This window comes from Polynucleobacter sp. HIN7, assembly GCF_030297595.1.
In the GTDB taxonomy this organism is placed as follows: Bacteria; Pseudomonadota; Gammaproteobacteria; order Burkholderiales; family Burkholderiaceae; genus Polynucleobacter.
In genome coordinates this window covers 1180099-1195356 of sequence record NZ_AP028138.1, presented here as the reverse complement: position 1 = coordinate 1195356, position 15258 = coordinate 1180099, and the positions used below count along the sequence as shown (strand labels likewise).

16 protein-coding genes and 1 tRNA gene are annotated in these 15258 nt (G+C 49.8%); 11 read left to right on the top strand and 6 right to left on the bottom strand.

The window, feature by feature from the left end; translation table 11 throughout:
- Position 1: 1 nt before the first annotated feature.
- The 3 genes from hemW to rph are packed head-to-tail and all read right to left on the bottom strand — an operon-like array spanning position 2 to position 2491.
- The gene (gene hemW, locus QUE64_RS06280) at positions 2-1168 is read right to left on the bottom strand and encodes a radical SAM family heme chaperone HemW (protein WP_286225000.1); all 1167 of its coding nucleotides are present in this window, start codon (positions 1166-1168) and stop codon (positions 2-4) included.
- The gene (rdgB, locus tag QUE64_RS06275) at positions 1161-1775 is read right to left on the bottom strand and encodes an RdgB/HAM1 family non-canonical purine NTP pyrophosphatase (protein ID WP_286224999.1); all 615 of its coding nucleotides are present in this window, start codon (positions 1773-1775) and stop codon (positions 1161-1163) included. The genes hemW and rdgB overlap by 8 nt, the downstream gene beginning before the upstream one ends.
- Complete coding sequence (gene rph / locus QUE64_RS06270; protein WP_286224998.1) at positions 1772-2491, bottom strand: ribonuclease PH; 720 nt, start codon at positions 2489-2491, stop codon at positions 1772-1774. The genes rdgB and rph overlap by 4 nt, the downstream gene beginning before the upstream one ends.
- Between rph and QUE64_RS06265 the strand changes: the two genes are divergently transcribed.
- The 4 genes from QUE64_RS06265 (at position 2490) to QUE64_RS06250 (ending at position 6698) form a co-directional block, all read left to right on the top strand.
- On the top strand, positions 2490-3449 hold the full coding sequence (locus tag QUE64_RS06265) for a YicC/YloC family endoribonuclease (RefSeq protein ID WP_286224997.1): 960 nt from the start codon (positions 2490-2492) through the stop codon (positions 3447-3449). The genes rph and QUE64_RS06265 overlap by 2 nt on opposite strands.
- Positions 3449-4084, top strand: coding sequence for a guanylate kinase (gene gmk / locus QUE64_RS06260; protein ID WP_286224996.1), 636 nt, complete (start codon positions 3449-3451; stop codon positions 4082-4084). The genes QUE64_RS06265 and gmk overlap by 1 nt, the downstream gene beginning before the upstream one ends.
- 52 nt (positions 4085-4136) lie before the next feature.
- On the top strand, positions 4137-4340 hold the full coding sequence (rpoZ, locus tag QUE64_RS06255) for a DNA-directed RNA polymerase subunit omega (RefSeq protein WP_108508758.1): 204 nt from the start codon (positions 4137-4139) through the stop codon (positions 4338-4340).
- 69 nt (positions 4341-4409) lie between these two features.
- Positions 4410-6698 carry a RelA/SpoT family protein gene (locus QUE64_RS06250; RefSeq protein ID WP_286226190.1) on the top strand — a complete coding sequence of 763 codons (2289 nt, stop codon included), beginning with the start codon at positions 4410-4412 and terminating at the stop codon, positions 6696-6698.
- Here QUE64_RS06250 and greB read toward each other — a convergent pair.
- Complete coding sequence (gene greB, locus QUE64_RS06245) at positions 6695-7189, bottom strand: transcription elongation factor GreB (protein ID WP_286224995.1); 495 nt, start codon at positions 7187-7189, stop codon at positions 6695-6697. The genes QUE64_RS06250 and greB overlap by 4 nt on opposite strands.
- 18 nt (positions 7190-7207) lie before the next feature.
- Between greB and QUE64_RS06240 the strand changes: the two genes are divergently transcribed.
- The 7 genes from QUE64_RS06240 to QUE64_RS06210 all read left to right on the top strand — a co-directional run bounded on the left by QUE64_RS06240 (position 7208) and on the right by QUE64_RS06210 (position 14156).
- Positions 7208-7284, top strand: a tRNA-Arg gene (locus tag QUE64_RS06240).
- Positions 7285-7351: 67 nt separating this feature from the next.
- Positions 7352-8512: an ABC transporter permease gene (locus QUE64_RS06235; RefSeq protein ID WP_286224994.1), complete on the top strand. Its 1161-nt coding sequence runs from the start codon at positions 7352-7354 to the stop codon at positions 8510-8512.
- Positions 8512-9267 (top strand): ABC transporter ATP-binding protein, encoded by a 756-nt coding sequence (locus tag QUE64_RS06230; RefSeq protein WP_286223221.1) that lies wholly within the window; start codon positions 8512-8514, stop codon positions 9265-9267. The genes QUE64_RS06235 and QUE64_RS06230 overlap by 1 nt, the downstream gene beginning before the upstream one ends.
- Positions 9264-10175 (top strand): MlaD family protein, encoded by a 912-nt coding sequence (locus tag QUE64_RS06225; RefSeq protein WP_286224993.1) that lies wholly within the window; start codon positions 9264-9266, stop codon positions 10173-10175. Before QUE64_RS06230 ends, QUE64_RS06225 begins: the two co-directional genes overlap by 4 nt.
- Positions 10172-10834: an ABC-type transport auxiliary lipoprotein family protein gene (locus QUE64_RS06220; protein WP_286224992.1), complete on the top strand. Its 663-nt coding sequence runs from the start codon at positions 10172-10174 to the stop codon at positions 10832-10834. Before QUE64_RS06225 ends, QUE64_RS06220 begins: the two co-directional genes overlap by 4 nt.
- A gap of 23 nt (positions 10835-10857) precedes the next feature.
- A complete protein-coding gene (locus tag QUE64_RS06215) occupies positions 10858-11643 on the top strand; it encodes an SDR family oxidoreductase (RefSeq protein WP_286224991.1) in 786 nt (261 codons plus the stop codon).
- A gap of 5 nt (positions 11644-11648) precedes the next feature.
- Positions 11649-14156 (top strand): ABC transporter permease, encoded by a 2508-nt coding sequence (locus QUE64_RS06210; protein WP_286224990.1) that lies wholly within the window; start codon positions 11649-11651, stop codon positions 14154-14156.
- Here QUE64_RS06210 and QUE64_RS06205 read toward each other — a convergent pair.
- Both QUE64_RS06205 and QUE64_RS06200 read right to left on the bottom strand, forming a co-directional pair.
- Positions 14153-14701: an RDD family protein gene (locus QUE64_RS06205; RefSeq protein WP_286223216.1), complete on the bottom strand. Its 549-nt coding sequence runs from the start codon at positions 14699-14701 to the stop codon at positions 14153-14155. The genes QUE64_RS06210 and QUE64_RS06205 overlap by 4 nt on opposite strands.
- 9 nt (positions 14702-14710) lie before the next feature.
- Positions 14711-15256 (bottom strand): DUF3106 domain-containing protein, encoded by a 546-nt coding sequence (locus QUE64_RS06200; protein ID WP_286224989.1) that lies wholly within the window; start codon positions 15254-15256, stop codon positions 14711-14713.
- Positions 15257-15258 lie beyond the last annotated feature (2 nt).

The window sequence follows — 15258 nt, the reverse complement described above, 5'->3', positions numbered from 1 at the left end:
TCTATTTCAAGAACAATTCCTGCAGGTCATTGAGATAGCGCATGCCCAGTGGGCTAGCTTTGAGTCGCGTTGGATCTTCGTCCAATAGCCCCTTACGGAGAGCCTCTGTAATTGGTTTGCTAATCGTATTAAGCTCGAGGCTCGTTCGCTCCGAGAACATACTTGTTGGCACCCCATCCATTAATCGAAGTGCTCCCAACATGAACTCAAACGGTAAATCGTCTTGCGTGAGTAAACGATTTTCAATGACAGCATGACCTTGTTCAGTCATCTTGCTCATATAAGTCTCAGGGTGGCGCTCACGAATCTGCCGTGTGATGCGATTTGGATAGGAAATCTTGCCATGTGCACCCGCACCAATGCCAATATAGTCTCCAAACTCCCAATAATTGAGATTGTGCTTGCATTGTTGTTTGGGCTTGCTATAGGCCGATACCTCATATCGGTCGTAGCCATGCGCTGCCAACATTTCTAGAGCGGATTCAAACATGGCATCACTCTCATCTTCGTGCGGAAGTGCTGGCGGGTGACTCGCAAAATAGGTATTCGGTTCGAGTGTTAGGTGATAGAGCGATAGATGCGATGTATTAAATGCCAGAGCTTCTCTGAGATCGGTTTGTGACTGGGCAAGGGTTTGCTGTGGAAGAGCGTACATCAAATCAAGATTGATGCGTTCAAAGTGATCGTGTGCGATTTCAATGGCACGGCGCGCATCCTGCTGATTGTGAATCCGCCCCAATGCCTTGAGATGATCTGAGTTAAAGCTCTGGATCCCAAGCGACACACGGTTAATGCCGATGCTAGCGAACTCGGCAAACTTCGCTGATTCCACTGAACCTGGATTGGCCTCGAGAGTGATTTCTGCATGAGGCTCCATCGGGATGAGCGCCCGCACGTGCGATAAGAGATGATCAAGACCCTTGGGGGATAAGAGACTGGGAGTGCCGCCCCCAATAAAAATCGTGTGAACTCGACGACCCCAGACATTCGGTAGCTCGGTTTGAAGATCTGAGATGAGCGCTTCGATATACCGGTTCTCGTTAAATCCACCATCCTTAACCTGATGCGAATTAAAGTCGCAATACGGGCACTTACGCTCACACCATGGGAAGTGGATATAGAGCGAGAGAGGGGGAAGTGCGGTTAGTGCGATACCAGAGTTAATCATCGGTTTTCTGAAAAAACGGATCTTTCTCTAATTGCTCCATGAGCTGAACCAGCGCCTGGCCGCGATGGCTAATGGCATTCTTGCGCTCTGGGCTGAGTTCTGCTGCGGTCATCTGATGTTCAGGGACATAAAAGTAGGGATCGTAGCCAAAACCATGTTGACCACGCGCTTCGTCGATGATCTCACCGTCCCAATGGGTTTCAACGACGATTGGGTTGGGATCATCGGCCTCGCGAACCACCACTAGGGCACACACATAGTGCGCTTTACGATTTAGATCGCCCGCGAGTAAAGACAGTAGCTTTTGGTTGTTATCGGTGTCTGAGCAGTGCTCACCGGCAAAGCGGGCTGAGCGAACACCGGGCGCACCACCTAAGGCATCCACACAAATGCCGGAGTCATCGGCAATGGCGGGTAGACTGCTGAGCTTACTGGCATGGCGTGCCTTTGCTAGCGCATTATCGATAAAGCGGTCAAAGGGTTCTTCTGCCGCACTAATCCCAAGCTGCCCCTGTGGGATGAGTTCAATCGCAAAGGGTTTAAATAGTTGTGCAAACTCTCTGAGCTTCCCAGCATTATTCGATGCCAAGACCAACCGTCGCTTCATGTCGCTAAGGCACTTTTCTGGATGCGTGTTAATTCCTCAATACCTGCTTGGGCAAGATTTAATAATGCCTCGAGTTCGGTACGCGAGAATGGAGCGCCTTCAGCGGTTCCTTGCACTTCAATCATGCCGCCACGACCGGTCATCACCACGTTCATATCGGTGTCGCACTCTGAGTCCTCTGCGTAATCGAGATCGAGAACCGGAACGCCCTGGTAGATACCTACCGAGATCGCCGCAACACTATCAATCATCGGGTCGGAGGCAATCATCTTCTGATTGAGCAAATGATTGACCGCATCGCGGGCAGCCACATAGGCGCCGGTAATTGCCGCAGTCCGCGTTCCGCCATCGGCTTGCAATACATCGCAATCGAGATGAATAGTGCGCTCACCGAGTAATTTGAGATCAAAGACACTGCGCATGGCTCGTCCAATCAATCGCTGAATCTCTTGAGTTCGCCCACTTTGCTTGCCCCGGGCGGCTTCACGATCAGAGCGAGTATGGGTGGAGCGGGGCAGCATGCCGTATTCCGCGGTGACCCAACCCTCGCCAGAGCCTTTTTGATGGGGCGGCACCTTTTCAAGAACGCTTGCCGTGCAAAGAACTTTGGTATCCCCAAACTCAATAAGAACCGAACCCTCTGCGTGTTTGGTAAATGAGCGAGTAATGGTAACGGGCCGTAGATCGCGTGCTTGGCGTTGGCTAGGACGATTCATGGGGAGTTCCTTTTTTGCAATTTACAATGCCTACATGATATCGAGCATGACTGGCTATGGCAGCGCCTCCCATCCCATTGAGATGGGCGAGGGGAGTTATGCCAATCTTCAAGTTGAGATACGGGCGGTCAACAGTCGCTTTTTGGATTTGAGCTTTCGGATACCCGATGAGTGTCGTGCTGCTGAAGGCGCTTTGCGTGAGCTCCTTAATAAGCACTTAAAGCGCGGTAAGGTCGAGTTTCGGGCTGCGTGGCGGCAAAGCACTGGTGAGCATGCGCGCTCCCAAACCATCTCGATCGATCCAGCAAAGTTGATCGCCTTAAAACAAGCACAAGCCATGATTCAGGGGCAATTTCCTGCGGCCGAAGAGTTGCGCGTCGCCGATATCCTGCGCTATCCGGGTGTTGTAACCGAATCGGAGACCGCCGAGGATCAATGGCAAAGTGCCACCCTAAAGGCTGGCGAAGAGGCTTTACGGCAATTAATCCAATCACGGCAAATCGAGGGCCAAGCACTCGCTAAGGTATTAACGAATGCTCTCGATGCGATGCAAGACATGGTTACCCGGCTTGAGCCCCGCATCCCAGAAATCGTGACCCTCTACCAAAATAAATTAGTCACTCGGATCGAGGAAGCATTGGGCGTGCATGCAACCCAAGCCAATATCCCCTTTAATGCTGAGCTAATGGAGCGGATCCGGCAAGAGGTTGTCTTATATGCAGTACGGATTGATGTTGCCGAAGAATTGGCTCGTCTCAAAACGCATATCCAGGTTGCAAGGACGGCCCTGGCAGAGGGCGGGGCTGTCGGTAAGCGTTTAGACTTCTTAATTCAGGAGCTTAATCGCGAGGCAAACACCCTCGGATCCAAGGCGGTCCATGAGGATTGCACGAACACTGCCTTGGAGCTCAAATTATTGATTGAGCAAATGCGCGAGCAAGTGCAAAATTTAGAGTGATGACCATGAGTGCTCCAACCACCTATCAGGGCAGTATGCTGATGATCGTGGCCCCTTCGGGGGCTGGCAAATCCTCTTTAGTCAATGCGTTATTGGAGTCCGATCATCGATTACAGCTTTCGCTGTCGTGCACTACGCGTGCACCGCGTGCCGGTGAGTTGGATGGGCGTGATTACTCCTTTATTACCAAAGAAACCTTTTTGGCCAAACAAGCGGCCGGTGATTTTCTGGAGTCCGCCGAGGTGCACGGCAATCTCTATGGCACCTCGCGTTCGTGGATAGAAGGTCAAATGCAACAAGGTCAGGATGTGATCCTGGAAATTGATTGGCAGGGCGCACAGCAAATACGTAAACTAATTCCCCAAGCGATTTGGGTATTTATCTTCCCGCCCTCTATTGAGGCTCTTGCGGAGCGTTTGCACAAGCGCGGCCAGGACGATGAGATCACGATTGCCAAGCGCGTTGCAGCCGCTCATATTGAGCTGCAACATGCTCACGAAGCCGACTTTATTGTGATTAATGAGGTCTTTGCCGACGCCTTAAAAGACCTGCAGGCGATTGTGGCAGCCAGCCGGCTACGGACGGGGCCGATGATGGCCCGTTATCCAGCCTTAGTCAAGAGACTTGGGGCATGATGGGCTGTCATCGGGTATCCTATCGGTATTAATCTAAATAAGTGAGTTCAGAATGGCCCGTATTACTGTAGAAGATTGTTTAAAAACCATTCCCAATCGTTTTGAGTTAGTCCTCGCTGGCACCTATCGGGCCCGCCAATTGGTTCAGGGTCACGCAGCCCGAGTCGACGCAAAAGATAAGGCAACCGTGGTTGCATTGCGCGAGATCGCTGTTGGGGTAACCGATCGGGATATGCTGACCAAAGTACCTCTCTAATCCGGGGGTCCCGCTGTGGCGTCTACAGTCACCACAACGGGTTCGCTAGACGAAGTCTCGTCTAGCCAGATTCGCACAGGTAAGCCTTTACCAAGCGCTAACCCCGCTCAAGGCGTGATCGCCTCTTTGCTGGAGCAATCCAGCCGCCATCTCTTTGGCCCTACCTCGCAACCGACTTTGCCGCCTAAGCAGCAAGTTGTATCGATTACGAGCTTGACCGAGAAGCTTCATTATCTGAAGCCCGAGGAAATTAACCAAATTAAGAAGGCCTTTCAGTTTGCGGATGCCGCGCACTTAGGCCAATATCGCCATAGCGGAGAGCCTTACATCAGCCATCCGGTTTCGGTTGCAGAGCTCTGTGCAACCTGGCGCTTAGATGCCCAAAGCATCATGGCCGCTTTGCTCCATGATGTGATTGAGGATTCTGGTTGCACCCAGACTGACCTCGTGAATCAGTTTGGGGCGAAGGTGGCTGAGCTAGTTGAGGGTTTAACCAAACTCGATAAATTAGAGTTTCAAAGTCATGCCGAGGCCCAGGCTGAGAGCTTTCGGAAAATGTTTATGGCCATGGCCCGTGATGTGCGGGTCATCTTGGTCAAGTTAGCTGACCGAACCCACAATATGCACACCCTCGATGCGGTGCCGATTGAAAAACGACGCCGGGTTGCATTGGAAACCATGGAAATCTACGCCCCGATCGCACATCGTCTGGGGCTTAACTTAATCTACCGTGATCTGCAAGACATCAGCTTTAAACACTCAATGCCCATGCGCTTTAGGGCCATTGAGAAAGCAGTAAAGAAGGCGCGTGGCAATCGCCGTGAGATGGTGGATAAGATTCTGGATACGGTACGGATGCAGTTTGCGAAAGCCGGGATCGAAGTTGATTTGCAGGGTCGTGAGAAAACCCTATTTAGTATCTACAACAAAATGCGTAGTAAGCATTTGAGCTTCTCGCAGGTTTTGGATGTTTATGCGTTCCGAGTCACGGTACGAACCGTGGATGAGTGCTATCGTGCCCTCGGCATTTTGCATGCTATCTATAAGCCCATGCCTGGGAAGTTCAAGGATTACATCTCGATTCCTAAACTCAATGGCTATCAGTCTTTGCACACCACCTTAGTGGGTCCATCCGGAGTGCCAGTGGAGTTTCAGGTACGCACTGCGGATATGCACGCCGTAGCTGAATCTGGAGTGGCAGCCCATTGGGCCTATAAGGACGGTTCACCCGAATTGAGTGAAGTGCAAAACCGTGCGCACCAATGGCTGCAGTCGCTCGTGGATATTCAGGACAACAGCGGTGACTCCCAAGAATTCTTAGAGCACGTCAAGATTGATTTATTCCCCGATGCTGTCTATGTGTTTACCCCCAAAGGGCAAATACGGGCGTTACCACGGGGCGCAACAGCCCTCGACTTTGCCTACTCGATTCATAGTGACCTTGGTAATACCTGCGTGGCAGTCAAGGTGAATAATTTACAACTACCGTTACGCACTGAACTCAAAAATGGCGATATTGTGGAAGTGATCAATTCCACAACCTCTCAACCCAATCCAGGGTGGTTAGAGTTTGTGCGCACCGGTAAGGCCCGAGCAGCGATCCGCCATTCATTGAAAACCAAGTACTATGCCGAGGCGTTACAGTTAGGCGAACGTTTATTGGCAAGCGCATTGCGACAACAGGGAATTGATGCGGGGCTCCTTACTCCTGAGATTTGGGAAAAGTTACTGCATTGGACTGGTGATAAATCGCGCGAGGAGGTCTGTGTCAATATTGTGCTGGGCCGACGTACCGCTGCCGAGTTGGCGACCCGTCTAAAAATTCTGATTGGTGAAGAGGGCGGGGCGGAGCAAATGCGCTTGGGCTCAAATGATTGGGGCAGCTCTGATCAAGAGACGCAAACACAAGCCCTCGTCGTGGATGGCCGTGAGGGCATGTCGGTAAGCTTTCAAAGCTGTTGCCATCCAATTCCTGGGGATGACATCATGGCCTATCTTGGTAAGGGTGAGGGGCTGCAAATCCACACTCAGGACTGTAAGGTAGCTCATCGCATGCTGTCCAAAGATAGCGATAAGTGGGTTGGTGTGCAATGGAGTAAAGATACCAACCGAGAGTTTGATGTGGCCATTACAGTGGACACTAAGCAAGGAAAAGGGGTGTTGGCCCGCGTTGCGAGTTCGATCACTTCAGCTGACTCGAACATCCTCAATGTCTCAATGGACGATAAATACAAAGAAGACTCGGTCACGATGCGCTTCACGATTCAGGTATTAAACCGTTTGCATCTCTCGCGCGTATTGCGGGGCCTGCGCGCGAATGCCGATGTATTTCGGGTAATCCGTAATAAAAGCGTTTAGCAGTCCTCGTAACGCACATCCAGAATATCAATTTCTTTGGCACCCGCTGGTGTTTGAATACGGACCGTATCGCCTACTTTGGCCTTGATTAGTGCTTTCGCAATTGGCGAGATCCAGCTCACATAGCCCTTCTCAAGATCGACCTCATCAATACCAACAATCCGAACTTGGGTATCAACCCCGTCGTTATCACTATAAACAACGGTTGCTCCAAAGAAGATCTGCTCGGGATCGCCGCCATTTGCAATACGTTCTTGGTTATTGACCACCACAGCATTCTCAAGACGTTGATTGAGGAAGCGAATCCGCCGATCGATCTCACGTAAACGCTTCTTGCCGTAAATGTAATCACCGTTTTCAGAGCGATCCCCGTTGGATGCTGCCCAATGCACCACCTGCACAATTTGTGGGCGCTCTTGGTCCAAAAGCTGCAAAAGCTCGGTTTTTAGAGCCTCATGCCCAGCCGGTGTGATGTAGTTCTTCGTATCCATGGCATAATTCTGCCTCATGCGGCTGTAGCTCAGTTGGATAGAGTACTTGGCTACGAACCAAGGGGTCGTGGGTTCGAATCCTGCCAGCCGCGCCATATTCCTAGATCCGCCCTTGTGGCAGATTTTTTGTAAGTCACGATTCTTTGCTTTAATAGTCAGAATATGGCTTCATCTACCACCATCACTTCACCAATCCCGGTTGCAAGCTGGCAAGTATCCGGAGCGATTGCTTGTGTAACCCTGTCGGGCCGAATCAGTGCTGATACCTTGGGGCACACCTGGCAAGACGTTCGCAATCGGCAAATGCAATGGTTAGGGCAGGGGGCCGAAAGTAAAACGCTGCAAATTAATGGTGCAGCCATTGAGTACATTGATGGTGCAGGTTTGGCATTCATCATTGATTTGCAACATGCCCAAGCCTTGCACGGTGGGGCGATCGAACTGCAGGGATTTAGTGCCACCCATCAAAATCAATTAAAACGCTTTGCACCGTTTGAGAAATTATTTCCGAAGGAAGACGCAGTTCCAGATGTGGGAGTGCTAGTGAAAACTGGCAAAGCAACTCTCTTATTCTGGAACGATATTCGAGACATTATCTTTTTTACTGGCCAAGTTGCCAGCGAACTCGCTTGGGCTGCACGCAATCCCCTAAAAGTCCGTTGGCAAGATTTTGCCAGCGTTGCCGTACAAGCGGGTCTTGCGGCAATGCCGATTGTTGGATTGGTGGCATTTCTGATTGGTGTGATTTTGTCCTTTCAGTCAGCCATTGGTATGGAAAAGTTTGGAGCCATTACCTTTGTCGGTCCGCTCGTTTCCTTGGGGATCTTTCGGGAGTTGGGACCCTTGATTACTGCCATCCTATTGGCAGGTCGATCCTCTGCCGCCTTTGCAGCTGAAATCGGTACTATGACCGTCAACAGTGAAGTGGATGCCTTAGTAACCGCTGGATTAAACCCCATTCGTTTTTTGGTTCTACCCCGAGTCTTAGCAGGTTTGGTTGTGGCACCCATCTTGACCATTTATGCCGACTTAGTTAGCGTCTTTTCATCCTCGCTCACCATGTTGATCTATGGCGTACCTTTGGTGAACTTCTATGAAGGTGTGCTCAATACTGTGCTACTGGAGGATATTTTTTCTGGATTAACCAAGGCCACCCTATTTGGTGTCGTGGTCGCGAGTGTGGGTTGCTTGCGGGGCATGCAAACGGGCACTGGAGCAGCCGCAGTGGGTATCTCGACCACGCGCGCGGTAGTAAGTAGCATTGTGCTGATTACAGTGGTAGATGGTATTTTTGCCTATGTCTCGTATCGAACAGGTTTCTAATGAATCCAATTGAGGTCAAAAATCTAACCGTTGGCTATGGCAGCAAGGTGCTGTTACAAAACCTTAATTTCTCGGTAGCCGATGGGGAGATCTTTATTATTCTTGGCGGGTCCGGTTGTGGAAAATCGAGCTTACTTAAAAATCTGTTTGGACTCTATCAACCTCTTGCCGGCGATGTCTGGATTGAAGGGATGAACATTACCCAAGCGATTGGTCAGGAACGCCAAGACATCATGACCCATTTTGGGGTGATGTATCAGCAAGGCGCATTATTTGGTTCGATGACCCTCCTTGAAAACGTCCGACTCTTTATGGAGGAGTACACCGACCTCAGCGATGACGAGATGGACTTATTGGCGCGTTGCAAATTAGACCTAGTGGGTTTATTACCCTATGCCAATTACATGCCCAATGAGATTAGCGGAGGAATGCAAAAGCGGGCAGCAATTGCGCGTGCCATGGCTTTAGACCCGAAGATTTTGTTTCTAGATGAACCGTCCGCTGGCCTTGACCCGATTACATCCGCTGATTTAGATCAGACCATTTTGGATTTGGCCAAAAATTTGGGCATCACGTTTGTGATCGTGTCCCACGAGTTGGCCAGTATTTATGCGATTGCGGATCGAGTAATTATGTTAGATAAAGATACTAAAAGTATTATTGCGCAAGGCGATCCTCGTGTCTTACGAGATACCAGTACTGATCCCAAAGTGCATCAATTTTTTAATCGCGTTATGTCGAAGGAAGCAGCATGAGTCAATCGAATCCAAATTACTTTCGCTTGGGATTGTTTGTGTTTGCCGGCTTTGCTGCCATTCTTGCCTTGATTTTGGTGTTTGGAACTGGCCAGCTCTTTAAGAAAACAACGATGGCGGAGACTTATATTGAGCAATCAATTACGGGATTAGATGTAGGTGCCCCAGTACGATTTCGGGGGGTGAAAGTGGGACAAGTAACCTTTATTGGCTTGTCAGGTGCCTTGTATGAGTCCAATGAACCGTTCCCTGAGCGCAAGGAGTATGTCGTAGTGCGGATGCTGATTGATGGTGATGAAGAAAAATTATTAGGACCCACGAAGCAACTACCAAAGGACTTGCGCGCTCGTGTAAAAAGTCAGGGGATTACCGGCGTGAATTATGTCGAGCTCGACTACGTGCGTGATATGAATAACTATAAGTCTCTCCCATATAACTGGAAACCTGAGTATTTAGTGATTGATTCCCTACCTAGTCAGACCGACATATTTTTCTCAGGAATTCGTAAGGTATTGGATAACTTGGGCGAGATGAATTTAGCAGAAACTCAGAAAAAATTTGATGTGCTGCTGACCAATCTCAACACCATCATTGGTGGCGATGGTAAAGACAATTCCGGGATCGCAAAATCGGTTGAGCGCTTAAATGTATTGCTTGGCAGAATTGATGAGGTCGCTAATAAAGCAGAGCTTGAGCTCTTGATGCGCGAAGTGATTGCGACCACGGTCATTCTTCGTCAAACCTTATCGAGTATGCAAGGCGACACCATTACCTCAATCGATAATCTCAAGCAAATTACCGATCAGTTGAATGATTTTGCCAAAGTGGCTAGCCGATATCCGAGCAGCATGGTTTGGGGAGAGCCCCCACCGCGCATTACCTTGCCCCAAACTGGAGTTCAAAAATGAGCTTTGCATTACGTCGCCTCACGCGAGTCTTAGTACTATTGACCAGTATTTCTATCTTGGTAGCCTGTGCCCCCACCCGACCCAATCTTGAAACTAGCACTTGGTTGATTGATCCAAAGCGAACTGGGGAGCCCCGTAAACCCAATACCGATTTTTGGTTAAAGGTTGGGCCAGTATCGGTCAATGGACCATTTGATAGTAAATCCATGGTTTATCGCTTAGCCGATCAGCGCTATGAGAAGGATTTCTATAACGGCTATATTTCCAGTCCAGCGGAGATGGTTGGTAATGCCACGCGTCAGTGGATCAGTGACGCCAATATTTTTAAAGCAACTGTTAATCAAAGTAACACCTTCTTTCCGTATTACACCCTCCAGGTTAATGTCACTGAGTTTTATGGGGACTATCGCAATCAAGCAGAAGCGGTTGTTAGCATCCAGTTCTATTTGGTCGTTCTGTCCTCAGGCTCCCAAAATCCCATCTTGATGAACAGCCGACACACACAGCGCGTTCCTTTAAAGGATAATCGTCCCAATACGCTAGCTAATGGTTTGCAACAAGCGTTTGCGACTATCTTGCAGCGGTTTGAAGCCGATTTGGATGCGGGTACCAAGAACCTGCCAAAACCATTGGTTCAGATGAAGTCAATCAATCAATAAAACAACGAATAAGGGGATGCACGATGGACTTGGGAATTAAAGGAAAGACCGCGTTAGTGCTGGCATCGAGTCGTGGTTTAGGACAAGCCATGGCGACCGCTTTGGCACGTGAAGGCGTATACGTTGCTATAACCGGTCGCAATGCCGAGGGTCTCGCGCAAACGGTCAAAATGATTGAATCGGTTGGCGGCAAGGCGCTTGCCTTAAATTGGGATCTCGCCGATCTCAATGCGATTGATGGTCATGTTCAAACGGTTGAGAGCCAGCTTGGCCCAATTGATATCTTGATTAATAACACCGGGGGGCCACCACCCACAACGGCGAGCGGTCAAGATCCACAGCTATGGCAAAAAAGTTTTCAGGAGATGGTTCTCTCCCTCATGAAAATTACCGATCGGGTCCTGCCGGGCATGCGCGAGCGTCGATGGGGCCGGATTATTACCAGTACCACTTCTGGAGCCATCGTGCCAATTCGTAATTTAGCAATTTCGAATACGCTTCGTGCCGCGTTACTAGGTTGGTCCAAAACCTTGGCTGCCGAGGTGGCAGCCGATGGTGTGACTGTCAATGTCATCATGCCAGGTCGCGTGGCCACTGATCGCTTGCGCCAACTTGATGAAGCGCGCGCTAAGCGTGAGAACATCTCTTACGATGCGGTCGTAAGTGCCAGTCTGAAGACCATTCCCGCAGGCCGTTATGGTGATCCAAAAGAGTATGGCGATACCGCTGCATTCTTGGCGAGTCAAAACGCTTCCTACATTACGGGGTCAGTAATACGGGTGGATGGCGGTCAGGTGCCTAGCATTTAATACAGATGCAGATGCTCTTTAAGGAGCTGCGCGCCAAAGAGCTCCTTTGGCTCTTTGTGGCCCTCGTGCTTTCAGTAGCTGCGCTCTCTAGCGTTAGCTTTTTGGCCGATCGGCTCCAACGCAGTTTTGAAATCGATGGCCGTACACTGCTGGCTGCCGATCTATTAATTGCTGCGGATCAGCCGATCTCACCTGCATTAATTGAGGAGGCAAGGTCCAAAAAGCTCAACATTGCCCAAACAGTTGTATTCCCAAGCATGGTGAGCCATGGCGGGGAAAGTAAATTAAGTTCATTAAAAGCGGTGAGCGCTCTTTATCCTCTTCGGGGCCAGTTGCAAATTAGTCGTCAAGTCATTGATGGCAGGGTCGACGAGCGATCGATTGAAGAGGTCACTGGGATGCCTCCTAAAAATACGGTTTGGGTTGACCCGGCTGTGTTGATTTCTCTGCGTGCCAAGTTAGGTGACTCACTAAACATCGGCGATCGTCAATTTCGGATTGATGCGGTGATAGTACGAGAACTGGATCGTGGTGCAGCTTTTATGAACTTTGCACCTCGAGCAATGATCAGTATTGATGATTTGGCAAGCACTGGGCTGATTGGTTTTGGAAGTCGCGTTACCTATCGCCTATTGGTTTCTGGAACGGATCGTCAAATCCGGGACTATCAAGATTGGGCTCTCAATCATATTGAGCAAGAAAAACTGCGCGGTATTCGGATTGAGTCCTTGGAAAATGCTCAGCCGATGATGCGCAAGACCTTGGAGCGAGCAGAGCGCTTTTTATCACTAGTAGCCTTAATGACAGCACTGATCTGCGCCTTGGCAATTGCACTTGCAGCCAGACGCTATGTTCTCAAGCAAGCGGATAGTTGTGCGGTATGGAAATGCTTTGGCGCAAGTCAGGGACAAATTTTGCGCAAGCAACTGCTTGTTCTTACCCTCATTGGCGTGGTAGCCACCATTCTTGGCGGATTGATCGGTTGGTTTGCTCAAGAAGCCTTAATGCAGCTCCTGGGGGGGCTTATTCAAACTCGTCTACCTTTGCCATCGGTTTGGCCGGTGGTCTGGAGCATTGCATTTGCTCTGTTACTCCTCTTTGGCTTTGCTGGGCCACCAATCTTGACCTTAAGTCAGATCTCTCCATTGCGTCTAGTGCGTCGAGAGTTTGGCAAAGTACCGTTAGCGGCCAAATCGATTGCACTGTTTGGACTCATTAGTTGCTTGGCTTTGGTCTTTTGGGCAACCCGCGACCTGAAGTTACTCGTTTGGGCAACCGGTTCATTTGGGATTGGCGCCTTACTCTTTGCCGGGCTCGCTTGGCTTGGTCTGTGGGGCCTTGAGCGCTTTAGCCAATCACGCTATCTAGCGAGGATTGGCTTTGTGACCCGCTTTGCGATTAGTACACAATCGCGCCGCGCTGCTTTTGCCATGATTCAGGTGAGCTCTTTGGCATTGGCCATCATGGCACTCTTACTGATCTTTTTGTTACGCCAAGACCTATTGCAAAGTTGGCAAGCTAATGTCCCTGATAATGCCCCCAATCGATTTTTGATCAATATCCAAAATGATCAAAAGGCAGACGTGCAGCGCATGTTAAATATCGGCGGCATTGCGCAGGCGCAACTATATCCGATGGTTCGGGGTCGACTCACGCATATCAATGAGCGTGAGGTCATGCCCGATAACTACCAAACCGACAATGCACGCCGCTTGGTTGATCGAGAATTTAATCTCTCGTATACCAATCAATTACCCAGTGACAATCAATTGGTTTCTGGTCAATGGTTTGGCAATTCGGCAACTCCACAAATTTCGATTGAGAGTGGTATTGCGAAGACCCTGAATCTGCGCATGGGCGATCAAATGAGTTTTGATATCGCTGGCCAAAAAATTACTGCACCTATTACCTCGATGCGCAAGCTCGATTGGGGATCCATGCAGGTTAATTTCTTTGTGATCTTTCCGCCTGCGGCCTTGGATGATTTCCCTAAATCTTGGATTACCTCCTATCACCAACCCAGAGAGCGTGAGAACTTGGATCTCAAGTTAGCTCAGACCTATCCTAATTTGACGATTGTTGATATTGAGAACTCGATTCGTCAAATTCAGGAGGTCTTAAATCGTCTGGCGAGCGCATTGGGTTTGTTATTGGTGTTTACCTTGTGCGCTGCTATTTTGGTGCTCTTTGCTGCAATTGGATCTACGCAAGACGATCGTTTTCGGGATGCGGCTCTGCTTAAGGCAGTGGGGGCATCAAAACGAACCTTGGCGCAGCTCGTGGTCATTGAGCTCACCACCATTGGATTTCTATCGGGACTATTAGGCGGCTTGGCAGCAAGCGCAACTACGTGGGCCTTGGGCCGCTACCTATTGGAAATTGAGTTCTATTCCTTTGGTACAGCAATTGGACTTGGTATTGTTTTGGGCGTGTGCGTCAGTTTGCTGGCTGGTTTTCGTTTACAGCAAAAGATCCAGACCGCGAGCACGATGGAATGTCTACGCGAGGTTTAGTCCGCTTTTGGAGCGGCGGCCTCCTTAACCTTTGATTTGGGTGGCAACTGAATTAACTTCGTTTGTGCCATGCGATCGGGTATGCCTTGACGATATTTGCGATCCAAATACATACTGAGCGGCCAAAGGAAAAGAGAAACCGCAAACAGGAGCCCAATGATTTGCCAACCCCGTAGCGGATAGATGGCGTGGATGATGAGGCAGGGTACGATCCACAGCGAGCCGTAGACGTAGCGCCACAGCGCCTGATTTTTGGCTAGCAGACCACCATCCTCAGCGACGATTTGGATGCGCCAGGTTTGCATGGCTAAGGTTTGTCCGTTGCGTCGCCAGTACCAGACAAAGTAAAACCCCAGCACACCATATAAGTAGAAAAAACTGAGCCAACTTGGGATCGCGATACCAAATAGAACCCCGATTAATAAATTGGGGACCATAAAGGTGAGCGCTAATACCCCAACCAGTAGAAGTTGTTCATAAAGATTACAAAATACGCGTCGCCAAAATCGAGGTGGCGGTAAGGCATTGAGCTCTGCGGGGTTCATCCCCAGAGTTTATTTGATTGTGGAGTTTGGTGCGGGCCCTGAGGGGGTATTGATGACCGCGCGCGGCTGAATTGCAGGTGCGGTAGCTGCGCTTGATTTTCTTTTATTGAGTTCTTGCTGAGCAAGCTTTTGCTTTTCTTCTTCGGAGAGTTGTTGATAAGCTTCCCAAGCAGCCGCTTTTTGTTCCGCTGGGATTTGTAGGCTCGTCAGATAGTTATCGCGTGCGATACGCCGATCTTTTTGGGGCAGCTTTGCCCAATCGGCCATTCGTCCCTGGAGCCGTTCTTGCTCGGGGGAGGTCATATAGGGGTAGCGATTCGCGACCCGTATCCATTTTGTTTTGCGGTCATTGCTCAAGGTTTCCCAATCACTCTCCAATGGCGCAAGTACGGTTTGCTGCAGTGGGTTTAATTGATTCCAGGCGAGCTTATCGACTTTCTTGCCAACAGTTGTCGGGGAGGGCTGGGTTGCTCCAGTATTCTGCGCATGAGCCCTAGAGTTCGACAGTGCGATGAAGAGAGTGAGAAGGGCTGGTGCCAGAAGTCGAAATTGCATCG